At 74.2% G+C, this 21,449-nt stretch carries 18 protein-coding genes; 6 read left to right on the top strand and 12 right to left on the bottom strand.

Annotated features, from left to right (window positions below; genetic code table 11):
* Nucleotides 1-17: 17 nt before the first annotated feature.
* Nucleotides 18-1,397 (bottom strand): diaminobutyrate--2-oxoglutarate transaminase family protein, encoded by a 1,380-nt coding sequence (locus ACFYS8_RS02920; RefSeq protein WP_387634843.1) that lies wholly within the window; start codon nucleotides 1,395-1,397, stop codon nucleotides 18-20.
* A 176-nt stretch (nucleotides 1,398-1,573) separates the two neighbouring features.
* Here ACFYS8_RS02920 and ACFYS8_RS02925 point away from each other — a divergent pair, with 176 nt between their 5' ends.
* Nucleotides 1,574-2,212: a class I SAM-dependent methyltransferase gene (locus tag ACFYS8_RS02925; RefSeq protein ID WP_387634845.1), complete on the top strand. Its 639-nt coding sequence runs from the start codon at nucleotides 1,574-1,576 to the stop codon at nucleotides 2,210-2,212.
* A gap of 19 nt (nucleotides 2,213-2,231) precedes the next feature.
* Here ACFYS8_RS02925 and ACFYS8_RS02930 read toward each other — a convergent pair whose 3' ends face one another.
* Both ACFYS8_RS02930 and ACFYS8_RS02935 read right to left on the bottom strand, forming a co-directional pair.
* Nucleotides 2,232-2,966: a response regulator gene (locus ACFYS8_RS02930; RefSeq protein ID WP_387634847.1), complete on the bottom strand. Its 735-nt coding sequence runs from the start codon at nucleotides 2,964-2,966 to the stop codon at nucleotides 2,232-2,234.
* Nucleotides 2,963-4,693, bottom strand: a complete 1,731-nt coding sequence (locus ACFYS8_RS02935) for an ATP-binding protein (protein ID WP_387634850.1) — start codon at nucleotides 4,691-4,693, stop codon at nucleotides 2,963-2,965. The genes ACFYS8_RS02930 and ACFYS8_RS02935 overlap by 4 nt, the downstream gene beginning before the upstream one ends.
* 192 nt (nucleotides 4,694-4,885) lie before the next feature.
* Between ACFYS8_RS02935 and ACFYS8_RS02940 the strand changes: the two genes are divergently transcribed.
* On the top strand, nucleotides 4,886-6,247 hold the full coding sequence (locus ACFYS8_RS02940; protein WP_387634852.1) for a cation:dicarboxylate symporter family transporter: 1,362 nt from the start codon (nucleotides 4,886-4,888) through the stop codon (nucleotides 6,245-6,247).
* Nucleotides 6,248-6,333: 86 nt separating this feature from the next.
* Here ACFYS8_RS02940 and ACFYS8_RS02945 read toward each other — a convergent pair whose 3' ends face one another.
* Together ACFYS8_RS02945 and ACFYS8_RS02950 are read right to left on the bottom strand one after the other, a co-directional pair.
* Nucleotides 6,334-7,269, bottom strand: coding sequence for a hypothetical protein (locus ACFYS8_RS02945; RefSeq protein ID WP_387634855.1), 936 nt, complete (start codon nucleotides 7,267-7,269; stop codon nucleotides 6,334-6,336).
* Nucleotides 7,270-7,327: 58 nt separating this feature from the next.
* Nucleotides 7,328-7,777, bottom strand: coding sequence for a YybH family protein (locus ACFYS8_RS02950; RefSeq protein ID WP_387634857.1), 450 nt, complete (start codon nucleotides 7,775-7,777; stop codon nucleotides 7,328-7,330).
* 119 nt (nucleotides 7,778-7,896) lie between these two features.
* Here ACFYS8_RS02950 and ACFYS8_RS02955 point away from each other — a divergent pair, with 119 nt between their 5' ends.
* From ACFYS8_RS02955 to ACFYS8_RS02965, 3 genes are all read left to right on the top strand, one after another.
* A complete protein-coding gene (locus ACFYS8_RS02955; protein ID WP_387634860.1) occupies nucleotides 7,897-8,934 on the top strand; it encodes an alpha/beta hydrolase family protein in 1,038 nt (345 codons plus the stop codon).
* Nucleotides 8,935-9,105: 171 nt separating this feature from the next.
* Complete coding sequence (locus ACFYS8_RS02960; protein WP_387634862.1) at nucleotides 9,106-9,741, top strand: ATP-binding cassette domain-containing protein; 636 nt, start codon at nucleotides 9,106-9,108, stop codon at nucleotides 9,739-9,741.
* Entirely contained in the window at nucleotides 9,732-11,393 is a 1,662-nt protein-coding gene (locus ACFYS8_RS02965) for a DUF6297 family protein (protein WP_387634864.1), read from the top strand. Before ACFYS8_RS02960 ends, ACFYS8_RS02965 begins: the two co-directional genes overlap by 10 nt.
* 6 nt (nucleotides 11,394-11,399) lie before the next feature.
* On the opposite strand, the gene ACFYS8_RS02970 is transcribed toward ACFYS8_RS02965, so the two are convergent.
* Nucleotides 11,400-12,848 (bottom strand): BTAD domain-containing putative transcriptional regulator, encoded by a 1,449-nt coding sequence (locus ACFYS8_RS02970; RefSeq protein ID WP_387634866.1) that lies wholly within the window; start codon nucleotides 12,846-12,848, stop codon nucleotides 11,400-11,402.
* 252 nt (nucleotides 12,849-13,100) lie between these two features.
* Between ACFYS8_RS02970 and ACFYS8_RS02975 the strand changes: the two genes are divergently transcribed.
* Nucleotides 13,101-13,622 (top strand): RICIN domain-containing protein, encoded by a 522-nt coding sequence (locus ACFYS8_RS02975; protein ID WP_387634869.1) that lies wholly within the window; start codon nucleotides 13,101-13,103, stop codon nucleotides 13,620-13,622.
* A gap of 71 nt (nucleotides 13,623-13,693) precedes the next feature.
* On the opposite strand, the gene ACFYS8_RS02980 is transcribed toward ACFYS8_RS02975, so the two are convergent.
* From ACFYS8_RS02980 to ACFYS8_RS03005, 6 genes are all read right to left on the bottom strand, one after another.
* Entirely contained in the window at nucleotides 13,694-15,028 is a 1,335-nt protein-coding gene (locus ACFYS8_RS02980) for a flavin monoamine oxidase family protein (RefSeq protein ID WP_387634871.1), read from the bottom strand.
* Nucleotides 15,029-15,098: 70 nt separating this feature from the next.
* Complete coding sequence (locus ACFYS8_RS02985; protein ID WP_387634873.1) at nucleotides 15,099-18,053, bottom strand: aminotransferase; 2,955 nt, start codon at nucleotides 18,051-18,053, stop codon at nucleotides 15,099-15,101.
* Nucleotides 18,054-18,151: 98 nt separating this feature from the next.
* The gene (locus ACFYS8_RS02990) at nucleotides 18,152-18,592 is read right to left on the bottom strand and encodes an Lrp/AsnC family transcriptional regulator (RefSeq protein ID WP_387634875.1); all 441 of its coding nucleotides are present in this window, start codon (nucleotides 18,590-18,592) and stop codon (nucleotides 18,152-18,154) included.
* Between the two features lie 258 nt (nucleotides 18,593-18,850).
* Nucleotides 18,851-19,648: a TIGR04222 domain-containing membrane protein gene (locus ACFYS8_RS02995; RefSeq protein ID WP_387634877.1), complete on the bottom strand. Its 798-nt coding sequence runs from the start codon at nucleotides 19,646-19,648 to the stop codon at nucleotides 18,851-18,853.
* A gap of 226 nt (nucleotides 19,649-19,874) precedes the next feature.
* Entirely contained in the window at nucleotides 19,875-21,089 is a 1,215-nt protein-coding gene (locus tag ACFYS8_RS03000) for an MFS transporter (protein WP_387634880.1), read from the bottom strand.
* A gap of 201 nt (nucleotides 21,090-21,290) precedes the next feature.
* Nucleotides 21,291-21,428 (bottom strand): hypothetical protein, encoded by a 138-nt coding sequence (locus tag ACFYS8_RS03005; RefSeq protein ID WP_387634883.1) that lies wholly within the window; start codon nucleotides 21,426-21,428, stop codon nucleotides 21,291-21,293.
* Nucleotides 21,429-21,449: the final 21 nt, after the last annotated feature.

A 21,449-nucleotide genomic window follows, 5' to 3' on the forward strand; every position in this document is an offset into this window, starting at 1 on the left:
CATTGACGATCAATCACCTACCCATGCACGGCCCCCGCAGGCTCCCGCATCGCGAACTCGATGGCCTCGCAGAGCCGTTCGAGGACGGCGTCGGCCTGCTCGTCGGTGATAGTGAGCGGCGGGAGCAGCCGCAGGACGGCGTCGTGGCGGCCGCCGAGTTCGACGATCAGGCCGCGGGCGAGGCAGGCTTCGCGCACCCGGACGGCGAGGCCGGGGTTCGCGGGGCGGGCGCCACAGCTGTCCGACTCCCCTGCGGGGTCGACGAGTTCGACGCCGAGCATCAGGCCGCGGCCGCGCACGTCACCGATCACCGGGAGGCGGTCACGGGCGCCGTCGAGACGGGCGGCGATCCGGGCGCCGACCGTCTCGGCGCGGGCGACCAGCCCGTTCGCGGCGACGTACCGGAGTGTCGCGGCGCCGGCCGCCATCGCGAGGGTGTTGCCGCGGAAGGTGCCGGTGTGCGCGCCGGGCCGCCAACTGTCGTACTCCTCGCGGTAGACGACGACCGCGAGCGGGAGGCTGCCGCCGATCGCCTTCGACAGCACCATCGCGTCCGGCTCGATGCCGCTGTGCTCGACCGCCCACATCCGTCCGGTGCGGCCGACGCCCGTCTGCACCTCGTCGACGATCAGCGGGATGCCGCGTTCGGCGGTGATCCGGCGCATCTCGCGCAGCCAGCCGTCGGGGGCGGGGACGACGCCGCCCTCGCCCTGGACGGGTTCGAGGATCATCGCGGCGGCCGGGAGCACGCCGCCCGACGGGTCGTCGAGCAGCCGTTCGGTGTAGGCCGAGGCCAGCTGGGCGCCGCGCTCGCCGCCGATGCCGAACGGGCAGCGGTAGGCGTACGGGTAGGGCAGCCGGGTGACCTCACCGGCGCTGGGCAGTGGGGATTTGACGGCGGTGTTGCCGGTGACGGCGAGGGCGCCGGCGGTCATGCCGTGGTAGGCGCCGGTGAAGGCGAGCGCGCCGCGGCGGCCGGTGGCGGTCTGCATCAGCTTGAGGGCGGCCTCGACGGCGTCGGTGCCGGCGGGGCCGCAGAAGTGGATCCGGGCCTTGGCGGCGAACTTCTCGGGGAGGCTCTCGAACAGCGCGGTGGTGAAGTCGTCCTTCTCGGCGGTGGCAAGGTCGAGCAGGTGGAGCGGGGCGCCGCTGTCCAGCGTGCGGCGGATCGCTTCGAGCACCACGGGGTGGTTGTGACCGAGGGCGAGGGTGCCCGCGCCGGAGAGGCAGTCCAGGTAGCGGCGGCCGTCGGCGCCCTCCACGGTCATGCCGTTCGCGCACACCGGGACGATCGGGAAGGACCGGGCGTAGGTGCGGGCGGCCGACTCGCGGATGCGCTGGCGGCGCAGGATCGCGTCGCCGGCGGGCACGGCGGGGGTGCCGACGGTGAGGGTCACAGCGAAGCTCCCTTGGATGGTTAGGTAAGCCTAACTTTACCTCTGAGGCTCCGTCGAACAGCGCCCAGGGCCCACTGATCACCCGTTCGAGTGAGCACGCACCACTTTCCGCACCCGCCATGTCAACGAGCACGACCACGCCGAAGTCACGGCCACCACCCAAGTACCCTGCCGCCATGGAGACTCCGCAGCCGGACGCCCGCGACCAGCCCCAGCGCCGGTCCCACGCCCGCGAACTCGCCGACACCCGCGCGTTCTTCGCCGAGCGCGCCGCCCGCTGGGACAGCAAGTTCCCGGACGACAGTCCGCGCTACGCCGCCGCGATCGCCGAAACCGGCCTGGCGGACGGCCAGTTCGTCATCGACGCGGGCTGCGGCACCGGACGCGCGCTGCCGCTGCTGCGCGCCGCCGTCGGACCGTCGGGCACCGTCCTCGGCGTCGACCTCACGCCGGAGATGCTGGCGCAGGCCGCCGCGCACCGCGCCGACGCCGCGCTGCTGCAGGCCGACTGCACCCGGCTCCCGCTCCCCGACGCCGTGGCCGACCTGGTCTTCGGCGCCGGCCTGATCTCCCACCTGCCCGGCCCGGCGACCGGCCTGCGCGAACTCGCCCGGGTCACCCGCCCGGGCGGCCGGCTCGCCCTCTACCACCCCGTCGGCCGCGCCGCCCTCGCCGCCCGCCACGGCCGCGCCGTCACCCCGGACGACCTGCGGGCCCGCGAGAACCTCTTCCCGCTGCTCACCGCCGCCGGCTGGCACCCGCTGTCCTACACCGACGAACCGGACCGCTTCCTGGTCCTCGCCGAGCGCGCCTGAACTCGGCGCACACGTACGGCTATTCGCTCTTCCAGCGGTAGCCGAGTTCGGGTCGGCCGACCTGCCCGTAGCGCGGCTCGCGGGTGGCGTGGCCGGTGGTGACCAGGTGCTCGAGGTAGCGGCGGGCGGTGATCCGGGAGACGCCGGTGACCTCCGCGGCGGCGCCGGCGGACAGGCCGTCGGGGGCGGTGCGCAGCGCGGCCGCGACGGTCTCCAGGGTGGCGGCGGTCAGGCCCTTGGGGAGGCTGGTGCGGTCGGTGCCGCGCAGCAGGGCGAGCGCCCGGTCGACCTCGTCCTGCCCGAGCGCCTCGCCGTCGCGGCCGAGGCTGGCCCGGTAGCGGGCGTACTGGCCAAGGCGGTCGCCGAGGGCGGCGGCGCCGAACGGTTTCAGCAGGTACTGGACGACGCCGGCGGTGACGGCCTGCCGGACGGTGGCGAGGTCGCGGGCGGAGGTGACGGCGATGATGTCGGCGGTGTGCCCGGCGGCGCGCAGCGCGGCGCACAGGTGCAGGCCGTGGCCGTCGGGGAGGTAGAGGTCGAGCAGGATCAGGTCGACGGGCGCGTCGGCCTCCCGGGCGCGGTCGAGGGCGCGGACGGCTTCGGCGCGGGAGTGCGCGGTGGCGGTGACGGTGAAGCCGGGGGTGCGGGCGACGTACCGGGCGTGCGCGTCGGCGGCGACCAGGTCGTCCTCGACCACCAGCACCCGGATCGGCCGGTGCGCGGGATCCCCGGTCGCACGTCCGCCGCCGCTCACCCGTCCACCGCCGAACGCTGGAGCGGGAGCCGGACGGTGAGCACCGCGCCGCCGCACGGCTCGCCGAGTCGGGCGTCCGCGCCGTCGCCGTGCGCAACAGCCTCGCCGTGCGCGGCAGCCGTGCCGAGCGTGGCGGCCGTGCCGTGCGTGGCGGCCGTGCCGAGCTCGACTTCGCCGCCGTTGCGGCGGGCGGTCTGGGCGACCAGGGCGAGGCCGAGTCCGCGGCCGTGCTGCTTGGTGGTCCAGCCGCGCCGGAAGACCTCGTCGGCGGCGGCGGGGTCGACGCCGGTGCCGGTGTCGGCGACCCGGAGCAGCAGGTGGCCGTCCTCGGTGCGGGCGGTGACGCGGACTTCGGGGGCGGCGTGGGCGGCGTTCTCGATGGCGGCGTCGACCGCGTTGTCGATCAGGTTGCCGAGCAGCGTGACCAGGTCGCGCGGGGTGAGCCGGTCGGGCAGTACGCCGTCGTCGATCCGGCTGTCCGCGGTGAGGTGGAGTTCGACGCCGCGTTCGGCGGCCTGCGCGGCCTTTCCCAACAGCAGTGCGGCGAGCACGGGTTCGCCGACGGCGCCGACCACCTGGTCGGTGAGCCGTTGGGCGAGGGCGAGTTCGGCGGTGGCGAACTCCACGGCCTCGCGGTGGCGGCCGAGTTCGATCAGCGAGACCACGGCGTGCAGCCGGTTGGCGGCTTCGTGGGCCTGTGCGTCGAGCGCCGCGGCGATGCCCTTGACGGTGTCCAACTCGCCGGTGAGTCCTTGGAGTTCAGTGTGGTCGCGGAGGGTGACCACGCTGCCGAGTCCGGGGCCGATCGGCGAGATGTTGACCAGCAGGACGCGTTCGGCGGTCAGGTGCACCTCGTCGCGCACCGGTTCGGCGGACTCCAGGGCCCGCGTCAGCGAACCCGGGAGGCCGAGCTGACGCATCGTCAACTCGCCCACTTCGTCGCCGAGTTGGAGCAGTTCGCGGGCGGCGTCGTTGCACAGCAGGACGTGGTGGTCGCGGTCGAGCAGCACCAGGCCTTCGCGCACCGAGTGCAGCGTCGCCTGGTGGTAGTCGTACAGGTGGGCGAGTTCCTCGGCGTCCATGCCGTGGGTGTGGCGGCGCAGCCGGACGGCGACCAGATAGCTTGCTGTGGCGCCGAGCGCGAGGGCGGCGCCGGCGACGCCACCGAGGGCGAGCAGGGGGGTGCGCAGCCGGGCGGAGATGTTGTCGACGGTGATGCCGGCGCTGACCAGGGCGACCACGTGGTGCTGGTCGTCGAAGACGGGGGCGACCACCCGGACGGACGGGCCGAGGGTGCCGGTGTAGGTCTCCTGCTGGAGGCGGCCCTGTTGGGCCTGGTCGATGTGGCCGAGGAAGGGGCGGCCGATCTGCGCCGGGTCGGGGTGGGTCCAGCGGATGCCCTGCGGGTCCATGACCGTGACGAAGTCCACGTAGGTGTCGGCGCGGACCTGCTGGGCGTACGGCTGGAGGACGGCGCTGGGGTCGGGACCGACGGCGGCGGCGCGGACGGTGGGGGCGTCGGCGACGGACTGGGCAACGGCGGTGGCCTCGTGGCGGGCGGTGTCCTCGGCGCGTCCGGCGGTGAACAGGTAGGCGAGCACGGCGCCGCCGGCGACCACGGCCCCGACGATGACCACCTGGACCGCGAACAGCCGTCCGGCCAGGCTGCGGCGCCGGCGGGGGCGGGCGGCGCGTGCGGCACGGACGGTCGGGCTGGACGGGTGCATGCCGACCAGTGTGCCCGGTCACGGGCCCGTCACGACGTCCGCGGGGGTTACCCGTGAACTCTATGACCGTAATCGTGACGTCCCTCACGACGGAGCGAATAGTCAGGCGCGGCCCGCCACCCAACGGGCCGGTCGCGTTCGCTCCCCCCGGTGGCGCGACGAGAACGAGCCTACGGCGAAGGAGCCGAGCGGATGACCCCCACCACGAACGGGAAGCCGACCAGAAAATCCGACCGGACGCACTACCTGTACCTGGCGGTGATCGCGGCGGTGGTCGCGGCGATCGTGGTGGGTCTGGCGGCGCCGAAGTTCGCGGTGGAGCTGAAGCCGATCGGCACCGGCTTCGTCAACCTGATCAAGATGATGATCTCCCCGGTCATCTTCTGCACCATCGTGCTGGGTGTGGGATCGGTCACCAAGGCGGCGAAGGTCGGCAGGGTCGGCGGCCTGGCGCTCGGCTACTTCCTGCTGACGTCCACCGTGGCGCTCGGCATCGGCCTGCTGGTCGGCAACCTGCTGGAGCCGGGCAGCGGGCTGCACCTGACGGCGGCGCTGGCGAAGTCCGGCCACGCGCAGGCCGCGGTGGGCGCCTCGTCCACCACCGACTTCCTGCTCGGGATCATCCCCACCACCCTGGTGTCCTCGCTGACCCAGGGCCAGGTCCTGCAGACCCTGCTGGTCGCGCTGCTGGTCGGCTTCGCGCTGCAGGGCATGGGCAAGGCGGGCGCGCCGATCCTGCGCGGCATCGAGCACCTGCAGAAGCTGGTGTTCCGCGTGATGTCGATGATCATGTGGGTCGCCCCGATCGGCGCGTTCGGCGCGATGGCGGCGGTGGTCGGCGCGACCGGCACGGCCGCACTGAAGAGCCTCGCCGTGATCATGATCGGCTTCTACGTGACCTGCGTGCTGTTCGTGGTCGTGGTCCTCGGCCTGCTGCTCCGGCTGGCCGCCGGCGTGAACATCTTCAGCCTGCTGCGCTACCTGGGCCGGGAGTTCCTGCTCATCCTGTCCACCTCGTCCTCCGAGAGCGCGCTGCCCCGGCTGATCTCCAAGATGGAGCACCTCGGCGTGAGCCGCCCGGTCGTCGGCATCACCGTGCCGACCGGCTACAGCTTCAACCTGGACGGCACCGCGATCTACCTGACCATGGCCTCGATCTTCATCTCCGAGGCGATGGACAAGCCGATGTCGATCGGCGAGCAGCTCTCCCTGCTGCTGTTCATGATCATCGCCTCCAAGGGCGCGGCGGGCGTCACCGGCGCCGGCCTGGCCACCCTGGCCGGCGGTCTCCAGTCGCACAAGCCCGCGCTGGTCGACGGCGTCGGCCTGATCGTCGGCATCGACCGCTTCATGTCCGAGGCCCGCGCCCTCACCAACTTCGCGGGCAACGCCGCCGCGACCGTCCTGATCGGACACTGGACCGGCGAGCTCGACCGCGAGCGGATGAACGCCGTCTTCACCGGCGCGCTCCCCTACGACGAGAGCGCGGGCACGCCCGAGACCGCCGACCTGCCCGCCCAGGCGCAGGCCCCGGTGACTGAGCCGGCCGCCTGACGTTCCTGCTGCATCGCACGTCGCCCCCGCCGGGGTTCCGGGTCTTCCCGGGACGCCGGCGGGGGCGTCTGTCGTATGCCGCGTCCTCAGGCGGGGTCGGGCGTGGTGCCGGAGAGGGCCCAGGCGAGGCCGGTGGCGGGGTCCTCCAGGGCGAGGTGCAGGTGCCGGAGGTCGTCGCCCGGTTCGGTCCAGGCCAGGCAGTGCAGCCGGGCGACCAGCGCGTCGACGCCGGCCGCGCCCGGGCCGCTCATGGCGGTGAGCAGCTCCCGGACGGCGAGCCGCCCTTGGGCCGCGCCGAGGTCGGGGCGGGCGGACGCGAGATGGACCAGCGCCGGGTACAGCGCGGCGAACGGCAGCTGGCCGCCGGTGACGTCCGGCCCGGCGGCGAGCTGCGCGGCGGCGTCGGTGGCGCGGCCGCGCACGCACACGGCGGTGGTCCAGCCGGACAGTCCGGCGAGCAGCACGGTCGCCGGGAGTCCGGTCAACCGGGCGCCGGGGGACGGGAGTTCGAGGACGCCGAGCCCTTCCCTGGTGGGCGGCGCCAGGTGCAGGGCGCGCCGCGCGCCACCGCCGGGCAGGTACTCGCGGACCCGGGTGTCGCGCTCCCACCCGCAGTCCTCCCACGGGCGCAGCCGGTACGTCGCCCCCGTCTCCTCGCCGAGCAGGGCCCGGGTGTGCGCGGCCAGGTGACGGATCGCGGGCGGCAGCGGCAGCGCGGCCAGCACCGGCCAGGGGTGGCGGGTCGCCAGCACCTCCCACAGCGGCCCGGCGTCGTGGTCACCGGCCGTCGCCGCCGCACCCGGCCCGCCGTCGGGGGCGAACAGCCGCGCCGCGAGAGCCGCGGGCGCCCCGTACGCCACCAGGTGCCCGAGCGGCCCCGCCAGCGCGTCACCGAGCGCCCTGGCCAGCCGGAAACGTTTCAGCAGCTCCTCCCACCGCCCCCGCGCGGCCAGCCACTGCCCGGACGGCCCCCACCCGTACCGCACCGGCCGCGCCGGCCCCGTCCCGTTGTCGACGATCATCCGCTCAATGTACGACCGCCCCCGGAGCCCGGCTCGCCGACGCGGCGGTAACGGAGCGTCACACCGGCCGGTCGTCCTTCTCGGCGGGCAGCCACGGCCGGAACGTCGTCAGGTCGAACGGGATGGAGACGTGCTCGTGGATGATCTTCCAACCGCCCTCCGTCCGCAGCAGACAGACCGTCTCCCGCACCCAGACCGCCGCCTGGAGGCCGGTGTCCTTCCGCTGCCCCGAGTCGAGGTGGAGCATGAACGCGAACGCGAGGTCCCCGTCCACCCTGACGATCAGATCGTGCGTCTGCAGGCTGATCGGACCTTCGTACCCGTCGAACCACCGCGCGAAGTTGCGCCGCACCTCCTCGGTGCCGGTGAACCGCAGCGGGGCGACGGCGTCGTAGTAGACGATGCCCGGCGTGTAGAAGGACATCAGCAGGTCGAGGTCCTTCGCCTGGTGAGCGGTGTGACGGCGCTCCAGGAGTGCCCTGATCTCGGCCTCGCTGCTGGTGGTCATCTCGTCCTCTTCTCGGAACGTATCGGCGGTTTCCTCCTCTACGACCGGACGACCCGCCGAGATGTGAGGTGCCGTGCGGGGGTTATGCGACCCGGCGCCGGTCTGGGACAGTGCCGGGCGTGATCGACACTTCCACCCATCGAATCCCGCTCGGCCAGGACCGCACCGCGATACTTCGGCTGCCCGCCGAACGGCCGGCGCCGGCAGTGGTGATGCTGCACCCGTTCGGGGCCTGGGACCAGGAGGGGTACCTTCCCGCCGAGGCCTCCGGGAACGGCCCGGTCCGGCTGTTCGCCGACCTGGGGACGGCGCTGGTCGCGGCCGGGATCGGGGCCGTCTCGTACGACGCCCGGTTCCTGACGGAGGACCGCAACGGGGGCGCCGGCTCGGCCCGGTTCACCTTCACCGGGCTGGTCGACGACGCCGTCCGGGCGGTCGAGCAGCTGCGCGCCCACCCCGCGGTGGACAGCGAGCGAGTACTGCTGCTGGGCGTCTCCATGGGCACCGACGTCGCGCTGGCCGCCGCCGAACGCCTGGGCGGCGACAGCTACTTGGCGCTGGTCGCGCCGATCGCCGAGGCCCGCCCGGTGTCCCAGCGCTGGATGGGCCTCGACCGGCGGCTGGAGTGGCTGGCCGGCGGCTTCACCGCCGACGGCACCGTCGACCTCGCCGCCGCCCTCGCCGACACCGCCGGGCGCAGCGGCTGGTGGGAACCGTTCGACCTGGTCGACCGCTTCGGGCCGCACGCCGACCTCGAACTGCTGCGCGCCGAGCTGGCGTTGGAGTACGACGCCTGGGAGGACGCCGCGCTGACGGGCGGCGACGACTCGGCGCCCGCCTCGTTCTGGCGCGACTGGTTCGCCCAGCCCGCCCCTTACCGGCGCCTGGCAGCGCTCACCGGCCGGATCGCCGTCCACGTCGGCGCCGAGGACTGGACCACCCCGCCCCGGCAGGCTCACCTGCTGCACCGCGCGGCGCTCCGGCACGGCCTGCGCTCGCGGCTGAGCATCCACCCGCGCCTCGGCCACCTGATGTCGCCCCGCACGGACGACGGCCTGCGCACCTACGGACCGTTCGACCCGGACTTCCTGCGGGCCCTGGTCGCCTCGGTCCTCGAGACGCTGAACCCCGCTCCCGCTCAAGGGGGTTCCCGCTGAGGCCGAAACCGCGCGGCCTACGCTGAGCGGGTCTGACCACCACCGACCGCGCCCGGGGGGACACGCATGGGGAGAGACCGCCGTCGAAGGCCGCCGGACCAGCCAGGAACCGCTGCGGCGCCTCCGCTCCTGACCGCCGAGGACCTCCACGTCAGCGCGGGCGGCCGCCAGTTGCTCGCGGTAGCGTCGCTGGCCGTGCCGCCGGGCGGCTGCCTCGGGCTGGTCGGCGTCAACGGGTCCGGGAAGTCCACCCTGCTCAAGGCGCTCGCCGGGCGGTGCCGCCTCGACCGCGGCTCCGTCCTGCTGGGCGGCCGCCCGGTGCGGGAGCACGAACGCGGCTTCCGGCAGCAGGTCGGCGTCTTCCTGGACGACGCCGCCTGCTTCCCCGACCTCACGGTCGCCGAGCACCTCCGGATGGTCGCCGCCGCGCACGAGGTCGGCGACACCGCCGCCCGCTGCGCCCGGGTACTGGACGTCCTGGGCCTGCACCACCGGGCCGACGCCTTCCCCGACACCCTCTCCGCCGGCCAGCGGCAACTGCTGCTGCTGGCCGCCGTCCTGGTCCGTCCGGCCCGTCTGCTGCTGCTGGACGAGCCGGAGCAGCGGCTGGACACCGGCGCCCGGGACCGGCTGGCCGACACGCTGCGGCAGAGCCGGGCCGACGGCACGGCGATCGTCCTGGCCGTCCACGACCAGGAGCTGCTCGACCGGGTCGCCGACCAGGTGATGGTGCTGGACGGCGGACGCGTCGTCGACCACGGCCCGACCGCCGAAGTCCTCCAGAGGGGAGCCACCCCGTGGCGCTGACCACCCGCCGGGCCCCGCACCCGGCACCGGCCTCCGGCAGCGCGGCCCGGGCCGCCGTCGAGGAGCTGCGCCGCACCCGGGCCCGGCGTCGCGCCCTTGGTGGCCGCACCCAGCGGGTCTGGACCGCGCTGATCACCGCCTTACTGCTGCTCGCCGTCCTGACCGGCTCGGTCAACACCCTCTCCGGCCTGGCCGGATCGTTGCTCGCACCCGGCGACGAACGGCTCCCGGCACTGCTGGTCGGCCTCAGCACACTCGGCACGGCCGGGCTGCTGCGGCTCTCGCTGTGGCTCGGCCCGATCGTGCTGCCGGCCCCGGAACTCGGCTGGCTGCTTCCCCTGCCGGTGGACCGCCGCTGGCTGCTGCGCCCGCAGCTGTCGGCGGCACTGGCCGCCGCCGGGGCGGCCGGCGCTGTCCTGGGTGCGCTGGGCGGCGCGGTCGCCGCGTCGGGCGGGCGGCCGAACCCGCTCGGGATCGGCCTCGCCATGGGCGTCGGCCTGCTGCTGGCCTGGTGCGCCGCGGCCGTCGGCGTCCTGGCCGAGGGCTCACCGGCGTGGGCCCGGACGGTGCGGGCCGGCTCAGTGACCCTCGCCCTGGCCGGCCTGGCGCAGCTCGGCGCGCTCGCAGCCGGACGCCACCAGCTGACCACCGGCCTGCTGGCAGCCTCCGGCCCGTGGGGCTGGGCGGGCTGGGCACTCGGCGGCTTCCGACCGACGCACCTGCTCGCGGTCGTCACCCTGGCAGCGGCCACCGCCCTCGCCCTGGCCGCCGCCGACCGCTCCCTCGCCACCCTGCCGACCACCGACCTCGCGCTCCGCTCGCACGCCCTCGGCCGGGCCCGCACAGGTCTGCTGCTGCTCGACTTCCGCCAGATCGCGCTGGTCGCCCAGGCCGCCGCCCGCGCCCGGCGGACCGGTCCGGGCCGCCTGCGGCTGCCGATGCCCCGGACCCGGCTGCTGATCCTGCCCTGGCGGGACGCCACCGCCCTGCTGCGCCGCCCCTGGCGCCTGGCCGCCGCGGCCGCGTGGGCCGCCGGCACCGTGCTCCTGCTGAACGCGACCCGGCTGTGGGCCGCGCACTCCCACCCCTCCCCCGTGACCGCCGCCTGGCTGGGCTGCCTGCTCAGCCTCGGCCCCTACCTGGCGGCCGCGACGCTGGTGGAGCCCGCCCGGGAGGAGACCGACCGGCCGGCCCGCACCGGCCTGCTCCCGTTCACCCCCGCCCAGATCGCGCTCTCCCACCTGGTGGTGCCGACCGTCCTGCTCGCCGTACTGGGCGCGGCCGCCGCAACCGTCACCGCCGCCGTGATCCAGGCCCCGCCCGTCGTCCTGTCGGCCGTCCTGCTGCTCTTCACCGCGGGCGCCCCGACCGCCGTCGGCGCGGCGCTGCTGGGCGCCTACCGCGGACCGCTCCGCTACGACCTGATGTCGCTGTCCGCGGACTGGTACGGGGCACTTCCCTTCGTGCTCTGGTACTGCGCCCCGGCCCTGACCACCGTCGCCGTGGCCGCCCCCCTGCTCTGGCACGCCGCCACCGCCACCGCCCTCACCCACGGTTCCGTCCTCGCCCAGTTCGCCGCCACCGCCGCCCTGGCCCCCGCGCCGGCCGCCCGCCGCGTCGCCCGCTCGGCGGCACTCCTGATGGCGCCTTAACAGCGTTCACGCCCTGAGGAGTTGACCGAAGTCGGTGACCTGCGTGCCGTGGCGCGTTCTGGCGTGGTCCAGGACGGCCGCCTTCAGGGTGTCGGTGTGCACCTCGGTGACGGCGCGGGGCGAGGTGGTCCCGGGGGTGTGCTCGTAGGCGCGGACGACGGCGTCGAGGGAGACCGGTGCGGCGAACCGCCATCCGCGGAGCAGGATCACCTGGGAGATCGCCGGGTAGGGCGTGCGGGTCGGATCGGCGAGCCAGTCGAGGAGAGTGGGGCGGGGGACGGTGAAGTCCACGCCCGCCCTGGTCAGGGCCTGCAGCGCGGCGGGGGCGAGCGGCGGCGCGTTGCGGTCCGGGTCGAGTGCGATGAGTTCGCCCCACAGCCGGGCAGCGTCCAGGACGGTGGCCCGCGCGTCCGGTGTCCGGTCCTGCTGGTCGAACTCCTCGGCGCTGGCGAAGAGTTGACGTGCGCGTTCGACCGATGACGGTGACGGGGCGACGATCGCGTTCCGGTCGCAGCCGGTGCGCCGGAGGGCAAGCGCGGAAACGGTGGCCGCGGCAAGAACGGCCAGCAGGGCGCGTCGGGGGATCGTCGGCGTCGGCGCCTCGGCCGTGGCGACCAGGCCGGCGTCGCCCCGAGGCGAGGTTTCGGTCCGCCGTGGGAGGGGCGTCGGGTCTCCGATCAGGACGGTTCGGTAGAGGGTTCGGAGTTCCTTGCCGGGGTCGGCGCCCAGTTCCTCGGCCAGGCGCCGCCGGACGAGGCCGTAGCGGTGCAGGGCCTCCGCGCCCCGGCCGGTCGCGTGCAGGGCCTGGATCAGTACGTGCTCCAGGGGCTCGGCCAGCGGATATTCGGCGGCGAGGTCGGGCACCGCGGAGACGACCGCGGCGGGACGACCGCACCGGAGCTCCGCCTGTGCCCACCGCACCGCCGCGTCCAGCCGCCGCTGGTGCCAGCTCGCCCGGACCTGCGCCGCCCATCCGCCGGAGAGCCCGGCCAGGGGCTCCCCGCGCCACAGGCGCAGCGCTTCGGCGAGTGCCGCGGCCCGGGCCCGGTCGTCGCGCTGCCGGTCGTCGCGCGGCTCGACCAGGCGGCGGAAGCGGTGCAGGTCCACCAACTCGGGGTCGAGGTCGAGGACGTAGCCGGCGTGTCGGCGTTCGATCCGTGCGGGCGTGGCGCCGTCGGGGGCGGTCGACGGTCTCAGCAGTCGGCGGATCCGGCTCAGGTGCGCGTACAGGACGGGCCGGGGGTTGGCGGGCGGGTCGTGGCCCCAGACCCGGTCGACGAGTGTCTCGATCGCGACCGGCCTTCGGGCGTCGACGATCAGCGCGGCCAGGACCAGCTGCTGCTGCGGCGTTCCGAGGTCGAGCGGCCGGCCCGCCGACCGCACCTCGATCTCGCCCAGCAGCCGGATGTCCACATGTACCCCCCAGCTGGTCGGCAGCGCCCGCGGAATGCCCAACTCCCCATGCTGGCCTGGCTCGCAAGGTGGCCGCAAGGTCGGTGCACAGGGTGCGAAGGCAGGGTGGGACGGGCCGGGGCTCACCCGGCGACGATCACCGGTGGCGCCCGACCACCGGTGACCACTCGTGTGCTCGCGGAGGGATACAGCATGCGGATACCGCTTCCCCGACGGTCCGACCGTCCCGGCAAAGGCGCCTCACCACGGCCGGCAAGGCGTTCTCGACTCGCTCCGGCGGCCCTGGCGGCGGCCGTGGCGTTCGTCGTCGTCGGGGCGCTCGCCCCCGCGCCCGCTCACGCGGCGGACCCCGCCCGGTACGAGATCGTGAACGCCCGGACGGGGCTGCGGGCCGACGTCATGTGGGCGTCGACCGCCGCGTACACCGGCGTCTTCCTGTGGCCGAACAACACCAGCCTCTCCCAGGAGTTCGAGCTACTGGACAGCGGAAACGGGGTCTTCCGGATCAAAGCCCGGCACTCCGGCCAGTGCCTGATGCTCGACTGGCGCGCGGGCACCTACTCGAACGGCACCCCCGTCATCCAGTACCCGGCCTGCGGCGCCGGCTACGCGCCCGCCGAGTGGACCATCGGCTGGGTGGGGCACACCTGCATGTGCTTCCCCACGACCATGATCCTGCGGAACCGGGCCACCGGCAGGTGTCTGGACGCGAACGGCGCGCCCGTCGAGAAGGCCGTCCTGCAGCAGTGGGACTGCATCGCCACCGACGACGTGTGGAACATGGCGAACCAGAGCTGGAACCTGCTCCAGCTCTGACCTCCCTGACCTCCCACAGGTGCGCAGCCGCGGAAGCCGGTTGATTGCTTCCAGGGCTGCGCACCGGGTCGTCAGTTCGAGGGATCCAGGGCGCGGGTGAGCCCGGTCAGCGGGAGCTCGGCGCCGAGGGCGCGTTCGGCGGCGCGGTGGCCCGAGAGCAGGGCGCCGTGGACGGTGGCCGGTTCGTGGCCGTAGGTGGCTTCTCCGGCGAAGTGCAGGACGCCGTCGACGGGTTCGGCCATCGCGTCGTGGTCGTCGTGGGAGGAGCCGACGGCGACGTAGGAGTACGAGCCGAGGGCGAGCGGGTCGGAGGCCCAGCGGGTGATCCAGTGTCCGACGGGGTCGGGGACGGCGTCGCCGTGGATCCCGCGCAGGGCGCCGACCACGGAGGCGACGATCTCCTCGTCGGTCATGTCCTCGATCTCGCGGGCGAAGTCGCCGCCGGCGAAGGTCAGCAGCATCGGCTCTCCGCTCACCGCGGAGACGTCGTACCAGGAGTGCCACGGGACGCCGGGCCGGCCGTGCTGCCGGATCGCGTAGACGCCGTCCGGCCAGAACCGCTCCGGGAAGCGGAGGAAGACCTTGTTGAACGCGCCCATGCCGAGGCGGGCGATCGGCCCGGCGACGGCGTCGGGCAGGGCGGGCGCGAACGCGATCGTCCCGGCCTTCAGCACGCCCAGCGGCACTGTGACGATCACCTGGGCGGCCTCGAAGGGTCCGTCCTCGGTGTCGACGCGGACTCCGGTGGCCGACCTGGTGACGGCGGTGACGGTCGTTCCGAGGCGGATGTCGAGGCCTTCCGCGAAGGCGCGGGGAATGGCGTCGTAGCCGCCGGGGAAGATCACTTCCTCGCCGTCGATGGCGTCCTCGTCGAGGGCGTGGGCGGCGACCTGCTCGATGTCCGCGCCGCACTGCTCCTCGGTGCGGTGACGGAAGAACACCCGTACCCGGTCTGCTCGTTCGGCGTCCCAGCCGGTCTCGGCGAGGGTGCGCTCGGTGGCAACGTGGTAGCTCTCGTCGTCGCCGGATTCCGCGATGGCCTGCTGGAACAGCGCGTCCGCGGTCTCCACGTCCGCCAGCCACTGCTCGGTCGCGTCCTCGTCGAACAGCTGCCGCGATTCGTCGTGGTCGGCGATCGGCCGCCCGCCCGCCTGGAAGCTTCCCACCGTGAACTCAACGGTCTCCAGGCCGAGTTCGGCGACGATGTCGGTGAGCGGGTTGTTGGTGAGGCCGTGGATCCAGGAGGCGCCGCGGTCGACGGAGAACCCGGCCGTGCGGTCCGTCCACATCCGGCCGCCGACCCGGTCCCGGGCCTCGAGCACGACCACGCGCTGTCCTGCGGCGTGCAGCAGCCGAGCGGCGGTGAGGCCGGCGATTCCCGCGCCAACGACGATCGCGTCCAACATCTTTACCGTTCCAGGGAGTTCGAAGGTGTGAGGGTAGAAGCGCCCGGCGCGGGGGGCCTGGGGGGCTGGTTCAGCCGGCGTGGCCGAGCTGGGTGAGGGCCAGGTCCAGAGTCTCGGCGAAGAAGTCCGCGGCTGCGATGTCGAGGCACAGCGGGGGCTTGATCTTCAGGATGTTGAGGTGGTCGCCGGTGGGCTGGACCACGACGCCGAGGTCGAGCATGCGGTCGCAGAGTTCGGCGGTCTCCTCGGTGGCGGGCTCCAACGTGCCACGGTCGCGGACCAGTTCGAGACCGAGGTAGAGGCCCGAGCCGTGCACCGCGCCGACGATCCCGTGCCGGTCGCCCAGCGCCTCGAGCCGGCGCTTCAGGTGGCCGCCGACCCGGACGGCGTTGCCCTGGAGGTCCTCGTCGCGCAGGGCGTCCAGCACGGTCAGTCCGACGACGCTGGACACCGGGCTGCCACCGGTGGAGGAGAAGAAGTAGCCCTGCTCGCGGTACCGTTCGGCGATCGCGCGGGTGGTGACGACCGCGCCGAGCGGGTGCCCGTTGCCCATCGCCTTGGCGACGCAGACGATGTCGGGGACGACCTGCTGCTGCTCGAAGCCCCAGAACCAGTGCCCGAGCCGGCCGTAGCCCGCCTGGACCTCGTCGGCCACGGCCAGCCCGCCGTGCCTCCGCACCGCCGCGTACACCTCGGCGAGGTAGCCGTCCGGCAGCGCCACTCCCCCGGCGTTGCCGTAGAATGTCTCACTGACAAACGCGCCGGCCGGACGCCCGGCTGCCGCAAGGCCGTCGATCTCCGCCACGGCCTCGGGGGCGTAGCGGGCCGCGTCGGCGCCGCGGTGGCGGCCCCGGTAGGGGTTGGGCGAGTCCACGGTGTGGACCCAACTCGGCCGGGTAGCAAGCGCGTTGGGGTTGTCCTGGAGCGAGGTGGAGACGGCGTCGGAGGCGTACGTCCAGCCGTGGTACGCCTCTCGAAGCGCGACCACGTCGGGTTGCCCGGTGGCGCCGATGGCCAGCCGCAGCCCCAAGTCGACTGCCTCGGAACCGGAGTTGACCAGGAACACGGTGTCCAGCGGCGCGGGCAGGAGCGCCGCGAGGCGCTCGGTGAACTCCACCACCGAGGCGTAGTGGAACCGCGAGTTGGTGTTCAGCCGCCGCAACTGCCGGGCCACCGCCTGCTCGACCCGGGGATGGGCGTGGCCCAGCGGGGTGACGTTGTTGACGATGTCGAGGTACGAGCGGCCGTCGGTGGACAACAGGTGGTGGCGCCAACCCCGTTCGATCCGGGGCGGGGCGTCGTAGTAGTGCCCCTGCACCGTCGCGAACACCTCACCGCGCCGCTCCAGCAGGTCGCTCCGCTCTTCCACCGGCTCGATGCGGGCCAGGCCCAGCAGCGGAGCGGGGTCGGCGGTGAGCGGCAGCCAGCCCGCGGCGTACTCGGGGCGCACCAGCGGCGGGACGGCCGGACCGTCGGCGTCGCGCAGGGCGAGGCGGACGGCGGTGCAGGCCGGGAGGTGGACGAGTTCCTCGCCCGCGCCGACCTCCGCACCTTCGGCCACCAGCGGGTGAACCGTTGCCGCGAAGGCCAGCTCCAACACCCACTGCCCATAGGTGAGTTCGATCTTCCCCGGCCCGACGGCAAGCACCCGTCCGGCGTCGGGCGCGTGCGCCGCGGCGGTCCGGCCGAGCCACAGGTCCACGCCGGTGGAGACGGTTTCCGGGGAGACGGCGGACAGCGCGGGCGTCCGGGAGAGCCTGACGCCGCCGTACGGGGTGCGGACCGCCGCCGCGCCGCCGGCCAGCGCGGCGGCCGCCGCCCGGTCCTCGGCGCCGGCTTCGAGCCAGTTGCCGCCGTCCATCGTGTCGGCGTCGGTGGACAGGTCGAGGACGGTGAACTCGCCGAATCCATGCAGCAGTTGGTGCGTAGGCGGGGCGGCCGCGACCGGTCCGCGGAGGTGGCCCGTCGCCTCCTGCACCAAGTTGGTCATCACCGCCAGCGGCAGGCGGGTGGCCTGCTCGAAGATCCGCCACTCCCGGTCGAGCGCGGCCGTGGCGTAGGCGTTGTCCGCGTCGACGGCCGCCTGCTGCCGCCCACTGACCACCAGCACGGCGGCACGCAGCACGACCAGCGGCCAGAGTGCCCCCGCCTCGGCGGCGGACAGCGGCCGGACGGCATGGAAGGCCCGGACTGCGGGCAGCACCTGGTGGGGTTCGATGCCGTCGTGGTGGAGCATCGAGGAGAGCTGGACGGCGAGTTCGCCGACCGCCCAACTCGTGGTCAGGTCACCGAAGTCGATGATCCCGTCGGGCATCGGCGGGCAACTGCCCGGACGGCGGATCAGGTTGTCGTCGGTGAGGTCCAAGTGCACGGCCTGCAAGGGCAGTTCGGCAGCGTCCGACTCGACCCGCGCCCAGGCCTCGTCCGTCGCCGCCAGCACGGCGGCCCGCCGCTCGGGCTCGCCGACGTGCCCGGCGAGCCGGGCCACTACCCGGTCGGCGTGCCGCAGGTCCCACTGCAGGACGCGGTCGAGCCCGGGGTGCCGGAAGTACCGCAGCGTGGTGCTGACCTTCCCGGCGATCGTCCCCATCGCCGCGACGGTCCTCGCGGACAGATGCCGCGGCCCCGACAGCGCACCCCCGTCCAGGTGCCGCAACACCCGCGCCGTGACCGGCCCGCCCTCGACCTCCACCACGGCCCGGCGCGGGGCACCGTCGTGGTCGCGCAGCACGGTGGCCACCCGCAACTCCGGGTGCGCGGCCGCGACCAGGTCGGCGGCGGCGTCCTGGGCCTCGACCTCGACGGCGCCGAACGCCGGGTTGGCGATCTTCAGGACCGCGGATATGCCCCCGTCCGCGTCGCGGAGCAGGAAGTTGGCGTCCTGCTGGCTGCCCAGCGACTCGGCACGCCCGGCGATCCCGAGCTCCCGGGCGGCGAGGAGCTCGGCCTCGGCCGGGGTGATGCGCGGGACGGGGAGTGCGTCCTCGGCGAAGAAGTCGACGGTGCGGTGCTCGGGGTGCGACATGACGGGGTCCTCGGCGTGGTGCGGATATAACGGCGCGTCGGCGACCGGGTCAGGGCCTGTCCGGTCGATCGCGCCCGGCAGGATCGGCCGGGCAGTCCCTAGTCGACGTGCCAAAGGAAGCGGTGGGTGTGGATCGCGAAGTAGGGGAAGTTCTCCACCGACACGACGCCCTCGACGGCGCGAACCACGTCGTTGACGAAATCCAGCAGGTCGCTCGGACGGTCGCACACCACCTCGACGAACAGATCGAACGTCCCGGCGGTCAGTACCGCGTACACGACCTCGTCGTGCCGCGACAACTCATCGGCCACCGCCCGGGGGTCGCCGTCCACATGCAGACCCAGCAGCGCCATGGTCTGCCGCCCCATGGTCATCGGGTCGGTCACCCCCACCACCTGCACCGCCTTGGCCTCGACCAGCCGCTGCACCCGCTGCCGCGCAGCAGACGGCGACAGCCCGACCTTCGGCCCCAACTCGGCGTACGGGATCCGCCCGTCCACCTGGAGCTCCCGCAGGATGGCCCGGTCGATCTCGTCCACGAAGCAAGGACCCTTCACTGCGGAAACCTGGGGAAACAGCAGCTCGGAGCGCCGTGAAGGACACCATGCCGGATCCGGACGCTCGAATCAATGGTCAGCGCAATCGAATCGAGCGCCCGGACACACGAATCGAGCGCCGAGGCGACTCCGCCCGGTGGCTCCGCCCGGCGGCTCGGCACGGCTGCTCGGCCCAACGGCTCCGCCCGGCGGCTCGGCACGCAGTCGCGCGAGGAGCAGAAGCACCGCAGCGGAGACCTCTCAACTACCCCCACTGTCACCGGCATCGACGCCCCACCCCTCGTACGGGCCACCCTCCGACCGGGCAACGGTTTCCCGGGCAGCACCGCCACCGAGCAGGCCGGCGCCGGCGGCGAACGTCGGCACCAGTGAACGCAGAGCCCGGCGCCCGTGAAGCGCGACCAGAAGCCCGACCTCCTCCGTCCCGGCCGGGGCGCCACCGGGAAGCGGATGCAGGCAGCGCAGCTCGCGCAACAGCCGACACCCCGCCAGGGTCCGCGCCGGGGCACACAGGACAGCGACCGCGAGCACCGCCAAGATCACCCCCGCCCAACGGGCTCCCTGCGCCGCGATGCCCACGGCCGCACCGCCGGTTGCGAGGCCCACGGCCGCACCGCCGGCCGCGAGGCCCAGCAGGCGGGCCACCATCAACCGGGCCCGGCCGCACCGCAGGCCGCGTCCGGCCAGTTCGGCGCCCAGCTCATCCCGTGCTCGCCGCACGGCCGGGGCGGCGGCAGCATCGGCGAACGACAGGTCCCTGCCGAACGCCGTCCACACGGCCCGGTGCAACACAGTCACGTCACGCCCGGGCCCGGTGTGCACCACCCGCCGCAGCCGGCCACGCGAGCCTGCGTCGATCGCCCCGGCAAGGTGCAGTTCCACGACGGCCACTCCCAGAGCGGCCTTCGAACCGCCCCGCACTCCCGCGACCTCGACCGCCGTCAGGCCGTCCACCCGCCCCCGAACGGGCAACCACCGCAACAGCCCCGCACCGACCAGCCCGGTCACCGCACACACCACACCGATCTGCCACACCACGCCCCGCTCCCCTCATCAACTCCGGGACGTCATACCCATGTTCGACGGGTTCGCCCGAACGACCCACCGCCGGCGCCGGCACGTCCCGCCACGGCCCTGACGGTAGGACCGCGAACGTCGAAGCGAAAGCCGCCGGACGAGGGCCGTCGTGGGCCCGCCCTCGTCCGGCGCCTCTCCTCCAGGTAAGGCGGCTACGCCGCCCCTGACCCCCGGTACTCCCGGAGGCTCAGCCCTCCGCCGCCACCGCCCGCTCGTTGCCGAACACCCGCCAGGACGGCGCCGCGACCAGCGCCGCCAGCACGGGCACGGCGGCGAGCAGCAGGCAGACGGAGAGCGGGAGGCGCTCGGTGAGCAGACCGACCGTTGCGGTGGAGAGTGAACCGCCCGCGTTGAAGGCGGTGTTGACCCAGGCGCCGGCCCGGGTGCGCTGTTCGGGCGCGGCGATTTCGTCGGTGAGCAGGTAGGCGGTGGTGAGCGTCGGGGCGACGGCCAGTCCGGCGAAGGCGGCGATGACGGCCAGGACAGGGAGGGACGGGGCGAGCGCGGCGAGGGCGAGCGCGGTGCCGAGGACGGCGGTCAGGATGGTGAGCCGATTCCCGGCCGCCATACGCCAGTTGACGGCGCCGAGGGCGAGGCCGCCGATCGCGCTGCCGGCGGCGAGGGTGGCTTCCACCCAGGCGACGTCCGCGTCCCGCCCGTGCCGACCGGCGAAGACCACGGCCAGCAGGCCGAACGCGCCGAGCCCCGCCCCGGCCCCGGCGGCGGCCGCCAGCGGCTGGCGGGCCCGGGACAGCAGCCCACGGGTGCTCGAAACCTCGCCTCCAGAAGACGAGTTGGCGCCACCGGTAGCCGTCTCTCGCGGCACGGACACCGCCAGCGCGAGCGTCCCGCCGAGGACCAGCGCAGCGCTGAGCAGCACGCCGACGGCCGGACGCGCGACCGTTGCGAGGACGCCGGCCAGCAACGGGCCGGTGACGTACAGGAGTTCCTCCGCGACGGTGTCCAAGCTGTAGGCCCGGCGCCGCAGTTCGGGGTCGGTCACCAGCCGGCTCCACTGCGCGCGGGTGACGGGCCCGAGCGGCGGGGCGAACACGCCGGCCGCCGCGGCCAGTACCAGCAGGACGGGGTACGGGGTGCCGGACCGCCACGTCGCGGCGGCCAGTCCGAGCAGGGTGAGCGCGTACCCGGCGGCCATCGGCGGCAGCACGCGACGCGGCCCGTAGCGGTCGACCATTCCCGCCCGGGCCGGGAACAGCAGGACGTTGACGGTGGAGAGCACGGCCATCACCCAGCCGGCCCGCGCGTACGAGCCGGTGGTGGCGGCGACGGCGAGCAGCAGGGAGAGCGAGACGGTGCCGTAGGAGAGGCGGCCGATCATGGCGGCGCCGAACAGTCGGGCGGCGCCAGGGGTGCGCAGAACAGCCCAGTACGACGTAGACATCGTGAGGTTCCTCGAAGAAGCCGGGCGCGCGGCAACGAGCAGCACGCCGGTGAACAGGGACGCCGAAGGCACCGCGCCACCGGTCGTGGTGGGCGGTCGCCGCGCGGGGTCCTAGTCACGGATGAGGAACATGGCGGCATGCTAGCCCACCCGGCCCGGACGCCGTCCACCCATTTACGTCCGGGCCCTCGCCCCCTCACGTCAGCGCTGCCGCACCCACCACACCACCAGCCCCACCGCTGCCGTCCCCCCGGCCCCCGCGGCCGCCCGCACCGCGCTGAACAGCGCCGCCTTCGCCAGCCGCTTCACCGTCGTCGCCCGCCGCCCGTTGTTCGCCATCCCGGGTACACCCCCGCCTCT

The organism is Kitasatospora sp. NPDC004615, from assembly GCF_042873545.1.
Taxonomy (GTDB): domain Bacteria; phylum Actinomycetota; class Actinomycetes; order Streptomycetales; family Streptomycetaceae; genus Kitasatospora.

Excerpts from the sequence above, each read along its gene's own strand:
- ACFYS8_RS02945 (WP_387634855.1), bottom strand. The coding sequence starts at position 7,269 with ATGATCGTCGACAACGGGACGGGGCCGGCGCGGCCGGTGCGGTACGGG.
- ACFYS8_RS02925 (WP_387634845.1), top strand. The coding sequence starts at position 1,574 with ATGGAGACTCCGCAGCCGGACGCCCGCGACCAGCCCCAGCGCCGGTCC.
- ACFYS8_RS02985 (WP_387634873.1), bottom strand. The coding sequence starts at position 18,053 with ATGTCGCACCCCGAGCACCGCACCGTCGACTTCTTCGCCGAGGACGCA.
- ACFYS8_RS03005 (WP_387634883.1), bottom strand. The coding sequence starts at position 21,428 with ATGGCGAACAACGGGCGGCGGGCGACGACGGTGAAGCGGCTGGCGAAG.
- ACFYS8_RS02940 (WP_387634852.1), top strand. The coding sequence starts at position 4,886 with ATGACCCCCACCACGAACGGGAAGCCGACCAGAAAATCCGACCGGACG.
- ACFYS8_RS02935 (WP_387634850.1), bottom strand. The coding sequence starts at position 4,693 with ATGCACCCGTCCAGCCCGACCGTCCGTGCCGCACGCGCCGCCCGCCCC.
- ACFYS8_RS02950 (WP_387634857.1), bottom strand. The coding sequence starts at position 7,777 with ATGACCACCAGCAGCGAGGCCGAGATCAGGGCACTCCTGGAGCGCCGT.
- ACFYS8_RS03000 (WP_387634880.1), bottom strand. The coding sequence starts at position 21,089 with ATGTCTACGTCGTACTGGGCTGTTCTGCGCACCCCTGGCGCCGCCCGA.
- ACFYS8_RS02980 (WP_387634871.1), bottom strand. The coding sequence starts at position 15,028 with ATGTTGGACGCGATCGTCGTTGGCGCGGGAATCGCCGGCCTCACCGCC.